At 61.4% G+C, this 16788-nt stretch carries 15 protein-coding genes; 11 read left to right on the forward strand and 4 right to left on the reverse strand.

All coding sequences use genetic code 11. The annotated features are described in order from the left end of the window. The first annotated feature begins 17 nt into the window (after positions 1 to 17). A complete protein-coding gene (locus tag AC245Y_RS07475; RefSeq protein ID WP_017993657.1) occupies positions 18 to 905 on the forward strand; it encodes a LysR family transcriptional regulator in 888 nt (295 codons plus the stop codon). Here the strand turns inward: AC245Y_RS07475 and AC245Y_RS07480 are convergent. Continuing rightward, the gene (locus AC245Y_RS07480; protein ID WP_017993658.1) at positions 880 to 1470 is read right to left on the reverse strand and encodes a nucleoside 2-deoxyribosyltransferase; all 591 of its coding nucleotides are present in this window, start codon (positions 1468 to 1470) and stop codon (positions 880 to 882) included. The genes AC245Y_RS07475 and AC245Y_RS07480 overlap by 26 nt on opposite strands. A gap of 469 nt (positions 1471 to 1939) precedes the next feature. Here AC245Y_RS07480 and AC245Y_RS07485 point away from each other — a divergent pair, with 469 nt between their 5' ends. Continuing rightward, on the forward strand, positions 1940 to 2914 hold the full coding sequence (locus AC245Y_RS07485; protein WP_017993660.1) for an alpha/beta hydrolase: 975 nt from the start codon (positions 1940 to 1942) through the stop codon (positions 2912 to 2914). A 40-nt stretch (positions 2915 to 2954) separates the two neighbouring features. Here the strand turns inward: AC245Y_RS07485 and AC245Y_RS07490 are convergent, their stop codons facing one another. The 3 genes from AC245Y_RS07490 to AC245Y_RS07500 form a co-directional block, all read right to left on the reverse strand. Then, positions 2955 to 3572, reverse strand: coding sequence for a carboxymuconolactone decarboxylase family protein (locus AC245Y_RS07490; protein WP_012757044.1), 618 nt, complete (start codon positions 3570 to 3572; stop codon positions 2955 to 2957). A gap of 63 nt (positions 3573 to 3635) precedes the next feature. Beyond that, a complete protein-coding gene (locus AC245Y_RS07495) occupies positions 3636 to 5171 on the reverse strand; it encodes a sensor histidine kinase (protein WP_017993661.1) in 1536 nt (511 codons plus the stop codon). A 230-nt stretch (positions 5172 to 5401) separates the two neighbouring features. Then, the gene (locus AC245Y_RS07500) at positions 5402 to 5575 is read right to left on the reverse strand and encodes a hypothetical protein (protein WP_017993663.1); all 174 of its coding nucleotides are present in this window, start codon (positions 5573 to 5575) and stop codon (positions 5402 to 5404) included. Positions 5576 to 5762: 187 nt separating this feature from the next. Here AC245Y_RS07500 and AC245Y_RS07505 point away from each other — a divergent pair, with 187 nt between their 5' ends. From AC245Y_RS07505 to AC245Y_RS07545, 9 genes are all read left to right on the forward strand, one after another. Next, entirely contained in the window at positions 5763 to 6809 is a 1047-nt protein-coding gene (locus tag AC245Y_RS07505; protein ID WP_017993664.1) for a LacI family DNA-binding transcriptional regulator, read from the forward strand. A 9-nt stretch (positions 6810 to 6818) separates the two neighbouring features. Then, positions 6819 to 8432, forward strand: a complete 1614-nt coding sequence (locus tag AC245Y_RS07510) for an acyl CoA:acetate/3-ketoacid CoA transferase (protein WP_017993665.1) — start codon at positions 6819 to 6821, stop codon at positions 8430 to 8432. After that, positions 8425 to 9204 (forward strand): enoyl-CoA hydratase/isomerase family protein, encoded by a 780-nt coding sequence (locus tag AC245Y_RS07515; protein WP_017993666.1) that lies wholly within the window; start codon positions 8425 to 8427, stop codon positions 9202 to 9204. Before AC245Y_RS07510 ends, AC245Y_RS07515 begins: the two co-directional genes overlap by 8 nt. Then, positions 9204 to 10724, forward strand: coding sequence for an aldehyde dehydrogenase family protein (locus AC245Y_RS07520; RefSeq protein WP_032996312.1), 1521 nt, complete (start codon positions 9204 to 9206; stop codon positions 10722 to 10724). The genes AC245Y_RS07515 and AC245Y_RS07520 overlap by 1 nt, the downstream gene beginning before the upstream one ends. A gap of 89 nt (positions 10725 to 10813) precedes the next feature. Further along, positions 10814 to 12076, forward strand: coding sequence for an ABC transporter substrate-binding protein (locus tag AC245Y_RS07525; RefSeq protein ID WP_017993668.1), 1263 nt, complete (start codon positions 10814 to 10816; stop codon positions 12074 to 12076). A 128-nt stretch (positions 12077 to 12204) separates the two neighbouring features. Next, on the forward strand, positions 12205 to 13158 hold the full coding sequence (locus AC245Y_RS07530) for a carbohydrate ABC transporter permease (RefSeq protein WP_017993669.1): 954 nt from the start codon (positions 12205 to 12207) through the stop codon (positions 13156 to 13158). Next, on the forward strand, positions 13155 to 14102 hold the full coding sequence (locus AC245Y_RS07535; RefSeq protein ID WP_017993670.1) for a carbohydrate ABC transporter permease: 948 nt from the start codon (positions 13155 to 13157) through the stop codon (positions 14100 to 14102). The genes AC245Y_RS07530 and AC245Y_RS07535 overlap by 4 nt, the downstream gene beginning before the upstream one ends. A 3-nt stretch (positions 14103 to 14105) precedes the next feature. Beyond that, positions 14106 to 15221, forward strand: coding sequence for an ABC transporter ATP-binding protein (locus tag AC245Y_RS07540; RefSeq protein WP_017993671.1), 1116 nt, complete (start codon positions 14106 to 14108; stop codon positions 15219 to 15221). 15 nt (positions 15222 to 15236) lie between these two features. Then, complete coding sequence (locus AC245Y_RS07545; protein WP_017993672.1) at positions 15237 to 16787, forward strand: GMC oxidoreductase; 1551 nt, start codon at positions 15237 to 15239, stop codon at positions 16785 to 16787. The last annotated feature ends 1 nt before the right edge of the window (position 16788 follow it).

Here is a 16788-nt window from a genome sequence, read left to right on the forward strand (position 1 = left end):
ATGAGTGACATTCAGGAATGCGCGCCACCGAACTTTCCGAACTCGCAGCCTTCGCGGCCGTCGCCCGGCACAAAAGCTTCCGCAAGGCGGGCGAGGAGAGGGGTGTCACCGCCTCCGCGGTCAGCCACGCCGTGCTCAATCTCGAAGATCGGATCGGCATCCGCCTGCTCAACCGCACGACGCGCAGCGTTTCGCTGACCGAGGCCGGCGAACTGTTGATCTCGCATCTCGACCCGGCCTTCGGCGAAATGGCTGCAGCGCTGGATGCGCTGAACCGCTACCGTGACACGCCATTCGGCAAGGTGCGGATCAACGTTCCGAACTCGATCGGCCCCTTCGTCATCGGTCGTGTCATCGGCCCGTTGCTCAAAAAGAATCCCAATTTGCAGCTGGAGATCAACGCCACGGACAGGCTGGTCGATATCGTCGAAGAGGGCTTCGATGCCGGCATCCGCTTCGGCGAACGCGTCACCGAGGGCATGATCGCGTTGCGTATCAAGCCGCGCATCCGCTTGGTCGTCGTCGGCTCGCCCGCCTATTTCGAGACCCGGCCGAAACCGGCGACACCGCACGAACTCAAGCGCCATCTCTGCATCCAGAACATGTTTCCTTCAGGCGCGCGTTACGCCTGGGAATTCGAGAAGGACGGCCAGGCGGTGAGCTTTCAGCCGACCGGACCGCTGTCGCTCGACGATCACGAGCTGATGATGCAGGCAGCGCTCGGCGGCGTCGGCCTTGCCTATGTCTGGGAGCCGCGCGTGGAGAAGGCGATCGCCAGCGGCGAGTTGATCCAGGTGCTGGACGACTGGTGCCAGCCGGAGGAACCGCTCTATCTCTACTATCCGAGCCGCCGCCACATGTCGGCGGGCTTCAGGGCGCTCATCGACGCGATGAAGGCGGAGTAAAAGAGGCCAGCATGCCGGCGATGGTCTGAAGCGCCTCGAAGTAAACCGCCAGGTCGCGTGCAGGATCCGCCGGGAGCGCGGCCGCACGGAACACCTTGCCCCCCGTCGCCTCGACCCCTCCGTCGATCATCAGGTTGTCGGCCATCCCGTGATTTTCGATCGCAATGCCATCCGGTCCGCGTGGGCGCCCGCTCGTCTCATCGATATCGAGCCCCGCATACCAGATCGAGCGAACACGCAGACCATAGTCGTCGGGGTGATTGGTATAGGCAAAGACCGCTTTTCCCAGCGCAATCATAAAGCCGATCTCGTAGACCGTACCCGGATCGGCGCTGACGCCTCGAAAGGGAGTGATGTTGGCAAGGCAGATTTCGGCTCGACGCATGGCGTCGTCGTTGCGTGCATAGATCTCTGCGGCCGTCCGCTTCACCGGCGTCTGGTTTTCGTCGCTGCCGGGACCGGTCGGCTCGAAGCCGAACTGGCGCGCCAATCGGCGTTTCTCGGCCATGATGGGCATGGCATCCGGAAGAAAGACTTCCGGGCCGGCAAGGTAAATGGTGGTCATCGGTATCCTTCACTCACAAGCAAGAAGAGGCGCCCGGGTTTAGGAGGCAGCCAGGCACGTCGTCCATTTCCGACGGAAGCGCGGCAAATGGCAAGCCGTGCAGGCAGGCATTGTTCAATTTTTTAAGCGCAGTCTGACGAATCCACAGTGAACGGGCAGCTGCCGACTTTCATTCCAGGCTGAGCGGAGGGACCTGCAGAGGAGCCGCCCTATCTCCGTCATCGAGCCGCCGCCTGATATGGGCGGCGTTCAAGGCGGCCATCGACCGCACCCCGGCCCGGACGGGTGCGGCGATGTTCGTGGAATGAAAAAGCTTGGGGTTCGCGCCTGTCACCCTTTTGACTCCGGTGGACGAACCGGCCAAAGATGCCGCCTTGGCCAGCATCGTCGGGAGAGGTTGATGAACGGTCGGATTTTGCCAGCTGGTATTCGAAGAGCCCTAAGGCGGCTCAAATGTCTGTTCCCCGCTTTGGCTGCGCTGATGCTGCTCGCCTCGGCGGCGGTCGGGCGGGACATTGGGCCGCAAAGCCCGGCCTCGCGCGAACAGGTCGAAAAACTCGTCGGCCTCTGGAAGGATCACTTTGCCGGCGCCGATAGCCTGCAGCAGCGGCGGACAGCCTTCAGGACGCTGATGGAGACGATGCCGGGGCCGACGCGCATCCAGGTTCGGCAGGTCGATGCCGACGGCGTCGACGCCGAGCTGATGTGGCCCGCTCGTCTTCATCACCCGATCGGCCAAAGGGTGATCCTCTATATTCATGGCGGCGGCTTTTCCAGCGGCTCCATTCGCACACATAGCCTGCTTGCCGGCTCGCTCGCCAAGGCCGCATCCAGCGACATTCTTCTCATTGATTATCGGCTGATGCCCGAATATGGCTATCCCGCGCAGATCAACGACGCGCTGACCGCCTATCGCTGGCTTCTCGACAACGGCTATCGGAGCGAGAATGTCATCGTGGCCGGAGACGGCGCCGGCGGCAATATCGCGATCGAGACGGTGCTGAGGCAGATGCAGGCGGCAAAGCCGTTGCCGGCGGCTGTGATTGCGCTCAGCCCCATCACCGATCTTACCGCGACGGGCGGATCCATGACATCAAACGCCGGAAGCGATCCGCTGGTCGGCAAGGACTGGATCGAGACCTTGCGCAAGACCTATCTCCGCAGCCGGTCTCCGACCGATCCCCAGGCATCGCCGCTCTACGCCGACATGACCGGCTTTCCGCCGCTGTTGCTGCAGGTCGGCTCCGGCGAAGTCCTGCTGGACGATACGCTGCGGCTCGCCGACAAGGCGCGCGTGGCGGGCGTGGACGTCACCACCGAGGTATGGCCCGGCATGCCGCATCAGTGGCAGCTGTTTCCCTCGCTGCTCGACGATGCCGATCGGTCGAGCCAGAATATCGCCGAATTTGCGATCCGGCATTTTGCGGACAAACCGCAGGAATAGGGGCTGCAGGACTAGGCGTCCTGGCGCCTCCGTCATCGCATCATTGCGCGCGAGACGGTGACGGCGCCAGAGGCCGCTCGACCTCTCGGCCTACGCTGAGCGTCTTTCGCACATTCGGCTCCAGCCGCTCGATATAGGCATGGTCGGGTGCAGCGCCCAGCGCATCCAGCATTTTCGAGAAGAAACACCGGGCCGCTGCCGCAGCCGTGACGTCGAAGACATCGGCGTCGCTCAGCCCATGTTTCTTCAGCCCGTCGATGTCCTGCTGGGTCACCGACGTCGCATCGCGAGCCACCTTGGCGGCAAAGGCCATGATCGCTCGTTCGCCGGCATCGATCGGCGCCTTGTCCGTCTCGTTGACAACAGCCGTCAGCCCGTCGCTGGTAAAACCCTCGCGTAGCAGCACCGAGCCGTGCGCCAGCATGCAATACGAGGATTTCAGCTCCTTGGCCGCCGCCAGCGTCACCAGCTCGTAGCGCCGCAAGCTCATATGGCCGCGAATGCTCGAAAGCAGCGCCGCCCAGCTCTCCATCACCTCCGGCCGATGGCCGAAGGCCCGATACATGTTCGGCAGATAACCATAATTCGCCTCGGCCGACGCATACATCGACGTCGTCTTCTCGCTGGCGGATGCATTGGGGGTGTGAATGAAAGCCATGGCGTGATCCTCCTCTATTGTGAGAAGGATAGGGTAGATATGCAGGACAGCAATCCTGAAACGTCAGGCAGCGTCATTAGCCGCGGAAACGTCGCCGTTTCTCTTGATTGGAAGAGTTACGGTGAATGTCGATCCGCATCCTCTTGCACTTCGAACCTCTATCGAGCCGTTGTGCAATTCGATGATCTGCTTCACGAGGTTGAGGCCGATACCGGTTCCGGCAATCCCGGTCGACGTCCGGGCACGAAAATAGCGCTGGAACAGCCGGGGCACGTCTTCGGCGTCGATCCCCACGCCATCATCGCTGATCGAAACTTTGACGTTTCCCGTCTCCGCCCATGCCGTGACGCGAATTTCGGAGGTTCCGGGCGCGTATTTGACGGCATTGGAAAGCAGGTTGGTAAAGACCTGTGCCAAAGTGCGGGGATCGGCATCGATGAACTCCGGCAGCCCATCGATATCCAACACAAAGCTGTGCGACTTTGCGATCGTCGACTGCCGCTCGCAGCAGGTTTTTATCAATGATCTCAATGCACAGGCGTCGTAGTTGATATCGATCTTGCCAGTATCAAGGCGTCCGGCTGACAGGATGCTCTCCATGAGATCGACAATCCGGGTCACCGATGCGCGGATTTGATCGACCTTGTCGCTGATAAATTCGGGCTCGACCGCCCCCCTTTTTCGCAGCAGCCGCTGGGCAGCAGCGTCGATGATTGCAAGTGGGGTCCTGAATTCATGCGATGCCATCGCCACGAATTGCCGCTGCAATTCGTTGATGTTCCGCTCCTGCGCCAGCATTCGCTCGAGTTCCCGCGCCTGCCGCTCGACTTCCGCCGTGCGGCTCTTCACCGTCGCTTCGAGCTGATCGTGATGCCGGCGCAGCTCTTCGGCAAGTCGCACGGTCTTTGTCACGTCCTCATGCGTGGCCACGTATCCACCCGTTTGCATCGGATTGTGGGTGATCTTGATAACGCGTCCATCGGCCAGAACGATATTTTGGCTGGCCGGCGCACCGCGTGCTGTCGCTTCAAAGACCACGTCAAAATAGGCGGCGGTATCGGCCGGACCATTTCCCTCCCGGCTGCGATAGGCCAGGATATCCACAAGTGGCGTTCCCGGTTGCGTCAGACGGTCCGGCAGATTGTACATCCGCGCGTAGGAGGCGTTGCACAATATCAGGTTCTTGGTCGAATCGAACATGCACAGCCCATGCGGCATGTTGCTGAGGGCTGCGTCGAACCGGCGATGTTGTTCGGTCAGGCTGTCTTCGACGCGAATGAGAGTCGAGATGTCTTCGTAACTGAGGATCCAGCCCCCATCCCGCGACGGAGCGCAGGTCAATGAGACCATCCCTCCGTCGGAAAGGGCAAACTGAGACGTGGGCACTCCACCAGCCATCGACCGCCGGGATGCCACTGCACGGCAGTCTGCGGTGCCCGGCAATCCGTCGATACTCATGCCTTTGCGGATAGCGCCTTGCGGAAGGCCGAGAATATCAAGCGTGCGTGAATTGAAAGCTGTCACCGTACCGGCAGGATCAAGCAGAACAATGCCCTGAGGCAGGCTCTCCAGAATGGATTCAAACGAGTGTGACATCATCCGGCCCTGCTTCAGATCTGGCGCGTTGCACGTATTCGTAGCATTCGTCACAAACGATAAAGTTTCGCTAATGTCTATCGAATCGAGGGATGTTCGAGTGCGCATCGAGAAACAAGGGACGATCCTCTCCGACCATGTCGGCGAATACTTGGAGAAGCCGTAGCCCCAGAACGGTCAACTCGGCGCGCAGTTTCATGTCTCCATGTTCTCCACTGGGTTTGTCGCAGCGTCTATGAACGCAGAATAGGAGCCCTTCCTGCTTTTGCCGGAATGTCCGCCCATTGCGCCGCATAGATCGCTTCGACGGAAGTACCGGGCGAGCCCGAATCTTCCACATTTTTGCTGCCAACGCATCGGTCGGTCGTGCGCCACGCACGATTTTGCAGGTCGAAAAATATCGACATACGCCTCTCAGTCAGGGTCATTTTTTAGATCGTTCCAATTTTTATGATGAGATTCCGGCAATCGAGGAGGCGGAAATTTGCCGAATATGCTCCCAATGGATAACGGCACGTATAAATTTCACTTGACAGAATTGGAACGTTCCAAATATTTAAAGCGATCGGTCGATCGTTGGCGCGGGAGGAAGATGTGACAAAGGCGCGGGTAACCGTCATTGACATTGCGAAAGCCGCAGGCGTCTCGAAATCGACGGTTTCGCTGGTGCTTCAGGGCTCCTCGCTGGTCAATGAGGGGACGCGTACCAAGGTCAATACGGTGATGCGCGAGCTGGGCTACGTCTACAATCGCGGCGCCGCCAATCTTCGGCAGGCCAGTGCCAAGTCGAGGATCATCGGGGTCGTCGTCAACGACCTGACGAACAGCTTCTTCGCGGAGCTGGCAGTCGGCGTCGATATGGTCGTTCAGTCGGCCGGGTTCGTGCAATTCCTGTCGAACACCAGCGAGAGCATCGATAGGCAGCGCGAGGTTGTCGCATCGATGCGGGAACATGGCATTTCGGGACTCATCGTGTCGCCGGCGCGCGCTACCGATGCCGCAGACTTCAAGCCGCTTGTCGCCGCGGGGATTCCGGTGGTGGTCGTCGTCAGAAACCTGCCTGGCGCCAAAGTCTCGTCCGTCGTCTCCGACAACCAGGCTGGCATGAGGTCCGCGGTCAAGCACCTGGCGGAGCTCGGTCACAAGCGCATCGCTTTTCTCGGCGGCTTTCCCGACACCGCTGTCTTCGACGACCGCCTTGCCGGTTACCGAAGCGGCATGGAGGCAGCCGGGCTCGACTATCACCAAGACCTTGTCATCTCGTCGGCGCCTTCGCGAGCCGGCGGGGTGGAGGCGATCGGAAAGGCAATCGGTCTTGCCGACAAACCGACGGCAGCCGTCTGCTTCAACGATGCCGTCGCCTTCGGTGTTTGTGATGGATTGCGTGCGCGCCGTCTGGAGCCAGGCTCCGACTTCGCGGTCGTGGGTTTCGACGACGTCATCGAGGCTCAGGCGGCGGTTCCTGCGCTCACGACGGTCTCGGTCGATCCCCAGGGCATCGGGCGCCGCGGCGCGCAGCTGCTTCTGAAGCAGATCAATGCGGGCAAGGCCGAGGCGGAGACGGTGACAACAGCGGTTCGGCTGGTCGTTCGCGAGAGCTGCGGCGCCCGCAAGAGCGTAAAAATCAAAACAGGACTCTGAGTAAGGCCCATGAAGAAGCATCTCACCCCGATCGAAGCAGCCGCGCTGATCCCGGATGGCGCTGTTGTAACGGTGTCTTCCTCGAGCGGTCTCGGTTGCCCGGACCTCATGCTGAAGGCGATTGGCGAGCGTTTCGATGCGACCGGCCATCCCCGTGATATCACGACCCTTCATCCTATCGCTGCCGGCGACATGAGCGGCATCAAGGGCGTCGACCATATCGCCAAGAAGGGGCTGCTCAAGCGCATCATCGGTGGTTCCTATCCGTCCGGCCCGTCGTCATCAGAGCCGCCGCTGATCTGGCAAATGATCACCAACAACGAAATCCCGGCCTACAACATTCCCTCGGGCATCCTGTTCGACATCCATCGCGAAGCCGCCGCGAAGCGGCCGGGTGTTCTGACCAAGATCGGCATCGACACATTCGTCGATCCGGAGCGGCAGGGTTGCGCGATGAACGGGCTGGCTTCGGAGCATTCGGTGGTCAAGCGCGTGAGCTTCGAGGGCGACGACTGGCTGTTCTTTCCCTCGATCGTCCCTGATGTCGCCATCATTCGCGCCACCACTGCCGACGAGCGCGGCAATCTGACATACGAACATGAAGGCGCCTATCTCGGCGGCCTCGATCAGGCGCTGGCCGCACGCAACAACGGCGGCATCGTCATCGCCCAGGTCAAGCGGATCACCAAGGAAGGCTCGCTGAAGCCTCATGAAGTCCGCGTGCCTGGAATGCTGGTCGATTATGTGGTCGTCGATCCGGAGCAGAAGCAGACGACGCAGACGCAATACGATCCGGCAATTTCCGGGGAGATCTTCCGCCCGCTCGATAGCTTCAGCGTTCCGGAGTTCAATGTTCAGAAAGTCATCGCGCGTCGTGTTGCGCAGGAACTGCAAGCGGGAAGCTGCGTCAATCTCGGCTTCGGCATATCGGCCAACGTTCCGCGAATTCTGCTGGAGGAGGGGCTCCACGGCGCGGTCACCTGGGTCATCGAGCAAGGGGCGGTCGGTGGCGTGCCTCTGCTCGACTTCGCCTTTGGCTGCGCCTCCAATGCGGACGCCTATATGCCGTCTCCCTATCAGTTCACCTATTTCCAGGGTGCAGGCTTCGATGCATCGCTGCTGTCCTTCCTCGAGATCGGCAAAGACGGTTCGGTCAATGTCTCCAAGCTTTCCTTCCGGCCGCATGTGACGGCTGGCGCCGGAGGCTTCGTCGACATCACGGCGCGGGCGAAGAAGATCGTATTCTCCGGCATGTTCAATGCCGGAGCGAAGCTTTCGATCGCCGATGGCGCTCTTCTTATCGACAAGGAAGGCAAGCTGAAGAAGCTCGTGAACGAGGTCGAACATGTCACCTTCAGCGGCAGGCGCGCGATCGAGCAGGGGCAGGAGATCACCTATGTCACCGAGCGGTGCGTGATGAAGCTGACGCCCGATGGCGTCGTGCTCACTGAGATTGCCCCAGGCGTCGATCTCCAGTCCCACATCCTCGATCAGTCGGAGTTTCCGCTGATCGTCGCGCCCGACCTGAAGATCATGGACGCCGCGCTCTTCGCGGAGGCAAAAATCGGCCTGTCGCTTCCAGAAAAAAGCGCACGGACGCTGGAGGGCAGCTTCGATGGCTAGCGGAACCGTCAGAATTGACGTCGATGGACATGTTGCGACGCTGACGATTTCTCGTCCGGAGAAGCTGAACGCGCTCGACCTCGACATGCTGAAAGCGCTGGCGGACGCGGCCGACGAGGTGGAGGCGAACGCCAATGTGCGCGCTGCCATTCTGACAGGCGAAGGAAAGGGCTTTTCCGCCGGCGGCGATATCAAGGCCTGGGGCGGAATGTTGCCTCAGGAGTTCGGCCATCTCTGGGTTCGGCATGGCCACCGTATCTTCGAAAGACTGGCGACGCTCCGGATGCCGCTGATCGCGGCTCTGAACGGCCATGCCCTCGGTGGAGGGCTTGAACTTGCAGGGGTCGCTGACATTCGCCTTGCCGAGCAGCACATCAAGATCGGCCTGCCGGAAACCGGTCTTGGAATGGTGCCGGGCTGGTCCGGGACCCAGCGTCTTGTGCGCCGGTTCGGGGCGCAGGCCGTCCGGCGCATGGCCTTGGGCGGCGAGATATTCACCGCCGAGGAGGCACGCCTGCTCGGGATCGTAGACGCGGTTGTCCCCACAGGAAACGCGCTCGTCGCCGCCAGGGAATATGCTGGGCGGATTGCCGCAAGGGGGCCGGCTGCAACCGAGATCGCGAAGTTGATGATCGCATCGGCGAATGGCGAAGACAATGGAACCGCGGTCGAAGCTCTGGGCTCGATCCTTGCTGCGAAGACCGGCGATCTGAAGGAGGGCGTCGCATCATTCAGCGAGAAGCGCCCGGCAACGTTCAAGGGAGAATGGTAATGACGGTCCTCGTCAACCCCACCGCGCTCAGCGACCACAAGGCGCGTGATTTCAAGATGCTCGTCGATGGCAAATGGGAGGCAGGCAGCCCCGATCCGATCGAGCGTGTCGCGCCGAGCCATGGTGTCGTGGTCAGCCGGTTCCCGACCGGCAGCAGAAAGGACGCCGAGCGTGCGATTTCCGCGGCACGCAAGGCGTTCGATTTTGGGCCGTGGCCCCGAATGACCGCTGCCGAACGTTCCGCGATCCTGCTCAAGGCGGCCGATCTGATCGCGGCGCGTGCAGAGGAGCTGGCATTTCTCGATGCTATCGAGGCAGGAAAACCGATCACGCAGGTACGGGGAGAAATTGCCGGCTCGGTTGACATATGGCGCTACGCGGCGGCTCTTGCCCGCGACCTCCATGGTGAAAGCTACAACACGCTCGGCGATGGCACCCTGGGTGTCGTCTTGCGCGAAGCGATCGGGGTGGTGTCGATCATTACGCCCTGGAACTTCCCGTTCCTGATCGTCGGCCAGAAGCTGCCATTCGCTCTGGCCGCAGGTTGCACGACCGTCGTCAAGCCCTCGGAACTGACCTCAGGATCGACGCTGGTGCTGGGAGAGATCCTGCAGGAGGCAGGCATTCCGGATGGCGTCGTCAACATTGTCACCGGTACGGGACCGGAGGTCGGCGCGGTCATGACGTCCCATCCTGACGTCGACATGGTGTCCTTCACCGGCTCGACCGGGGTCGGAAAGCTGACGATGTCGAATGCCGCACAGACGCTGAAGAAGGTCTCGTTGGAATTGGGCGGGAAGAACCCGCAGATCGTGTTTCCGGATGCCGATCTCGATGCGTTCATCGATGCCGCGGTCTTCGGCGCATACTTCAATGCCGGCGAATGCTGCAATGCCGGCTCGCGGCTGATCCTTCACAAATCAATCGCTTCCGAGCTCGTCAAGCGGATTGCCGAGCTGTCGAAGGCGGTGAAGGTCGGCGATCCGCTCGATCCTTCGACGCAGGTCGGCGCCATCATCACGCCTGAGCATCTGGAGAAGATATCAGGATACGTCGCCGGTGCGCGGAGCAGCGGTGCCCGCGTATCACATGGCGGCGAGACGCTCGATCTCGGCATGGGGCAGTTCATGTCGCCGACGATCCTCGAAGAGGTCACCCCTGATATGGCCGTGGCGCGCGAGGAAGTCTTTGGTCCGGTGCTTTCGGTCCTGACATTCGAGACGCCAGCCGAAGCGATCAGGATTGCGAATTCCATCGACTACGGCCTGTCGGCCGGTGTCTGGAGCCGCGATTTCGACACGTGCCTGACGATCGGCCGGTCAGTGCGGGCAGGGACGGTCTGGATGAACACCTTCATGGACGGCGCCTCGGAACTTCCCTTTGGCGGTTACAAGCAAAGCGGCCTCGGCCGTGAGCTCGGCCGCCATGCGGTTGAAGATTACACGGAGACCAAGACGCTCAACATGCATATCGGCAAACGCACCAGCTGGTGGATGCCGCAGACGGAAAAGCCGGCTTAGCCGGCGGACGAACTACGCCCGGGGAGGGCGGGTGATTGGTGCGGGAATGGGTCCCGCATCTTCCAAACTTAAGACTGGGAGGTTTTTCGATGAACAAGTTTTTGACCACGACCGCAATGATCGCATTGGCTCTGGCCGGCGCCAGCGTGTCGGCACGCGCCGCTGACGTTAAGGAAGTGCAGATGCTGCACTGGTGGACGTCAGGCGGCGAGGCGGCGGCGCTGAACGTTCTGAAGCAGGATCTTTCGAAGGAAGGCTTTGCCTGGAAGGACGTGCCGGTTGCCGGCGGTGGCGGCGATGCGGCGATGACGGCGCTGAAGGCGATGGTTGCGGCCGGCACCTATCCGACAGCCTCGCAGATGCTGGGCTATACCGTGCTCGATTATGCTCAGGCCGGCGTCATGGGCGATCTGACGGAGACAGCGAAGAAGGAAGGCTGGGACAAGTCGGTTCCGGCGGCCCTGCAGAAGTTCTCGGTCTATGACGGCAAGTGGGTCGCAGCCCCGGTCAACGTCCACTCGGTCAACTGGCTGTGGATCAACAAGGCGGTGATGGACAAGATCGGCGGCACCCAGCCGAAGACCTTCGACGAGCTGATCGCGCTGCTCGACAAGGCCAAGGCAGCAGGTGTGATCCCGCTGGCGCTTGGCGGCCAGAACTGGCAGGAAGCGACGATGTTCGATTCCATCGTCCTGTCGACCGGCGGGCCTGAGTTCTACAAGAAGGCCTTCAACGACCTCGACGATGAATCGCTGAAGTCCGACACGATGAAGAAGTCGTTTGATAACCTCGCCACGATCATCAAATATGTCGACCCGAACTTCTCGGGCCGCGACTGGAACCTTGCGACCGCCATGGTCATCAAGGGTGACGCGCTGGTGCAGGTGATGGGCGACTGGGCCAAGGGCGAATTCGTCGCCGCCAAGAAGACGCCGGATACCGACTTCCTGTGCTACCGCTTCCCCGGCACCGACGGCAGCGTGGTCTACAACTCCGACATGTTCGGCATGTTCAACGTTCCAGACGACCGCAAGGCGGCCCAGGTGGCGCTGGCAACGGCAACGCTGTCGAAGAGCTTCCAGTCGGCCTTCAACGTCGTCAAGGGTTCGGTTCCGGCTCGCACCGACGTTCCCGATACCGACTTCGACGCCTGCGGCAAGAAGGGTATCGCCGACCTGAAGGCAGCCAACGAAGGCGGCACGCTGTTCGGCTCGCTGGCGCAAGGGTACGGCGCTCCGCCGGCCATCGCCAATGCCTATAAGGATGTCGTCTCGAAGTTCGTCCACGGCCAGATCAAGACCTCCGACGAAGCCGTCAAGCAGCTCGTCCAGGCGATCGACGACGCCCGCTGAGATCACGTGTGATGACAAATGCTTCCCCGCCTGCTGGCGGGGAAGCTTCAGGCTCCGCGCCGATCATGCAGGGATGATCATGCGGGGCCGATTGCCCGGACGATTATGCAGGCAGGAGATGACATTCCATGAGCACCGTTGCGACCACCGATCCGGTTCTGACGCCGAGGCAATCGACGGGGATCTCGTTGAGGGGCCGGCTGCAGGATGCGCTGCCGAAGATCGTGCTGGCGCCGAGCTTCGTCATCACCATCATCTTCGTCTACGGCTTCATCGTCTGGACGGCCTATCTGTCGTTTACCAATTCCAAGACCTTCCCCTCCTATGCGCTGACGGGGCCACGCGCCTATCAGCGGCTGTGGCGCTGGACCTTCGAGAGCGATCCGCCGTCCTCCTGGTATACCTCGATCACCAACATGGCGATCTTCGGTTTCCTCTATGTCGGCATCTGCCTGGCACTCGGCCTCTTCCTCGCCATCCTGCTCGACCAGAAGATCCGCGGCGAGAGCGTGTTGCGGCCGATCTTCCTCTATCCAATGGCGCTCTCCTTCATCGTCACAGGCGTTGCCTGGAAATGGTTCCTCGATCCCGGCCTCGGGCTGGAACAGACGCTGCACCACTTCGGCTGGACGAGCTTCCACTTCGACTGGATCAAGAACAAGGACTTCGTCATCTACACCGTCGTCATCGCCGGCGTCTGGCAGGCGTCGGGCTTCGTCATGGCGATGTTCCTGGCGGGCCTGCGCGGCATCGACGGCGAGATCATGAAGGCCGCCCAGATCGATGGCGCCTCTGCCTTCCAGCTCTATCGGCGCATCGTCATTCCACTGCTGCGGCCGATCTTTCTGTCGGCCTTCATCGTGCTCGCCCATATGGCGATCAAGTCCTACGATCTCGTGGTGGCGCTGACCTCGGGCGGCCCCGGCGGCTCGGCCTGGCTGCCGTCCAACTTCATGTATGAATACACCTTCAAGCGCAACGAGATGGCCGTCGGTTCGGCCAGCGCCATCATCATGCTGATGACGATCTCGGCGATCATCGTTCCCTATCTCTATTCCGAACTGAAGGAGAAGGCGCGATGAGCACGATCATCTCACCGACAGCCGACAGGGCGCAAAACAGCAACAACACCCGCTGGATCGGCCGCACCGTCATCTACGGCCTGCTGCTGATCTTTGCCGTCCTCTATCTGATGCCGCTCTTCGTCATGCTCACCACCTCGTTCAAGACCATGGACGAGATCCAGAACGGCAACATGCTGGCGCTGCCGCAATCGCCGACCTTCGACCCCTGGATCAAGGCCTGGGGCGAGACCTGCGTCGGGCTCACCTGCGCCGGCATCAAGGGCTACTTCTGGAACTCGATCAAGATGGTCGTGCCGGCCGTCGCAATCTCCACCATCATGGGGGCGCTGAACGGCTATGTGCTCACCAAATGGCGCTTTCCCGGCCACACGCTGGTGTTCGGACTGATGCTGTTTGCCTGCTTCATCCCGTTCCAGTCGGTGCTGCTGCCGATGGCCACGATCCTCGGCAGCCTCGGCCGCTTCGGCATGACGCTGCAGAATACCACGGGCTTCAACTTCGGCTTCGGCAATCCGACGGTCAATCTGGTCTTCGTGCATGTCGTCTATGGCCTCGGCTTCACGACGCTGTTCTTCCGCAATTTCTACGAGGCCTTTCCGACCGAACTGGTCAGGGCCGCCCAGGTCGATGGCGCCAGCTTCTTCCAGATCTTCCGCCGCATCATGCTTCCGAACTCGCTGCCGATCATCGTCGTCACCGTCATCTACCAGTTCACCAATATCTGGAACGACTTCCTGTTTGCCTCGGCTTACGCCGGCACCGGTGACACCATGCCGATGACGGTGGCGCTGAACAATGTCGTCAACACCTCGACGGGCGTCGTCGAATACAATGTCAACATGGCGGCTGCGATGATCGCCGCCGTGCCGACGCTCATCGTCTATATCCTCGCCGGCCGCTACTTCGTGCGCGGTCTGATGGCGGGCGCTGTCAAAGGGTAATCCATGGCCTTCCTCGAAATCTCCGGTCTCAAAAAGCGCTTCGGCGCCGTCGACATTCTCAAGGGGATCGACCTCGAACTCGAAAAGGGCGGCTTTCTCGTGCTGGTCGGCCCATCCGGCTGCGGCAAGTCCACCCTGCTCAACACCATTGCCGGGCTGGAGACGATCACCTCCGGCGATATCAGGATCGACGGGCGCGACATCAGCGGTCTGCATCCCTCCAAGCGCGACATCGCCATGGTGTTCCAGTCCTATGCGCTCTATCCGAACATGACGGTGGCGGGCAACATTGCCTTCGGCATGGAGATCCGCGGCGTTCCCAAGGAGGAGCGTGCCAGGGCGATCGCCCAGGTCTCCGACATGCTGCAGATCGGCCATCTGCTCGACCGCAAGCCGAGCCAGCTCTCCGGCGGCCAGCGCCAGCGTGTCGCCATGGGGAGAGCGCTGGTGCGCAATCCGCAGGTCTTCCTGTTCGACGAACCGCTCTCCAATCTCGATGCCAAGCTGCGCGTCGACATGCGCACCGAGATCAAGCGGCTGCATCAGCGCATGGGCACCACCTTCGTCTATGTCACCCACGACCAGATCGAGGCGATGACGCTGGCGACCAAGATCGCCGTGCTGAAGGATGGCGTGCTGCAGCAGTTCGGCACGCCGGCCGAGATCTATAACAGCCCTTCCAACATCTTCGTCGCCGACTTCATGGGATCGCCGGCGATGAACCTGCTCAACGCCACCGTCGAAAACGGCGCCGGCGGGCTGGAAGTCTCGCTGGAGCGGCCGAATGCCGCCCCACTGAGACTGCCAGTCATATCAGGCAATGACGGATTGACCGCCTATACCGGCAAACAGGTGATCTTCGGCATCCGCCCGGAGGCGCTGACCGATCCCGATGGCGCCGACCGCAAGGCGCGCTCGCTGACCGAGGGCGATTGCCTGATCGAGGTGGTCGAACCCGCCGGCTCCGACACCTTCGCCGTCACCAAGCTCGGCGGCAAATCCGTCGTCGCCCGCCTGCGCGCCGATACCGGCATCGCTCCAGGACAAAACACCCGCCTCGCATTCAATCTCGATAAGGCCGTCTTCTTCGATCCCAATAGCCAGCTCAGGATCGGGTGAGGGCCAGGTGCTAACATGAGCGCTTCACCTGACATCGTCATCATCGGTTCAGGCGTCGGCGGCGCCACGGTTGCGGCCGGCCTGGCCGTGACCGGCGCGCAGATATTGATCCTCGAGGCCGGCGATCAGATCGCCGACCTTCCGGTCAACCGCGACCAACGCGCGATCTTCCAGCGGGGACATTTTCGACCGAAGGAAACCTGGTACGAGGCGAACGGCAGGGGGTTCAATCCCGGCAATTACTACAATGTCGGCGGGAATTCGAAATTCTACGGCGCCGTGCTGTCTCGCTATCGCAGGCAGGATTTCGACGTCATCGAGCACCGCGAGGGTGTTTCGCCGGCCTGGCCGTTTCCGTACGAAGTCCTGGAGCCGTGGTACTGCCAGGCGGAACGCATGTATCAGGTCCGCGGCAGTCTGGGCGAAGATCCTACCGAACCGCACCATTCGGCTGCCTACGAGTACCTACCCGTCCCGGACGAGGCGCCGATTGCCGATATCAGGGCGCGCCTCAAGCAGAAAGGCCTGCATCCGTTTTCCCTACCGCTCGGCTTGGATCTTGACGCCTGGCTCTCCAAGGCGCGCACCCCATGGGATGCGCATCCGAACGCCCGCGACGGCAAGATGGATGCCGAGACCGCAGCCCTCGCAGTGGCGCTGAGGCACGCGAACGTGCGGCTCGAAACCAATGCGCGCGTGACGAGGCTCGACACGGGCGCGGGGAGCCGGATCGACCGGGTGACCTACATCAAGAACGGGCAGACTGTGACTGTTTCGCCTGAGATCGTGATCCTCTCCGCCGGGGCGGTCCAATCATCAGTGCTTTTGCTGCGTTCGAAAAACGACCGCTTCCCAAGGGGGCTGGCGAACTCTTCCGACCAGGTGGGCCGCAACTTCATGAACCACAATGCGTCCGCCGTCATCGGGGTCTCGCCGCGGTTCAGGAACACCTCCATCTACCAGAAGACCTTTGCCTTCAACGACTTCTATCTCTCGGACGGGGAGGGAGGGCCGCCCCTTGGCAACGTGCAGCTCCTGGGGCGCATCTCTGAAAAGGTTCTCAAGGGCTCTCTGCCGCAGGCTCCGGAATGGCTTCTGCGCTTCATCACAACCCATGCCATCGACTTCTATGCGATGAGCGAGGACGTTCCAAACCCCGAAAGCCGCGTCATGGTAGATGGAGATCGGATTATTCTCCAATGGCAGCGAACCAACTGGGACGCTCATCTCGCACTTGTCGCCAAGCTGAAGGCTATACTGAAGTCAATCGGGTTTCCGATCGTGCTCTCTAGGCCGTTCGACAAGCGCACACCCTCCCATCAGTGCGGAACGATCCGCATCGGAAACGATCCCGCGACCGCGCCGCTCGACGCGTACTGCCGGTCTTATGATCACGAAAATCTCTTCGTCGTCGACGCCAGTTTCCTCCCCACATCGGCTGCGGTCAATCCTGCGCTCACCATCGCCGCCCAGGCGCTGAGAATGGCAGATCACATCGCGTCGGGGGACTTTGCAGGCATGACACAGGCACTGGCGGGCGCCAGGCCGGATGCAACAGGACAGTAAA

Source organism: Rhizobium sp. SRDI943 (assembly GCF_057653695.1).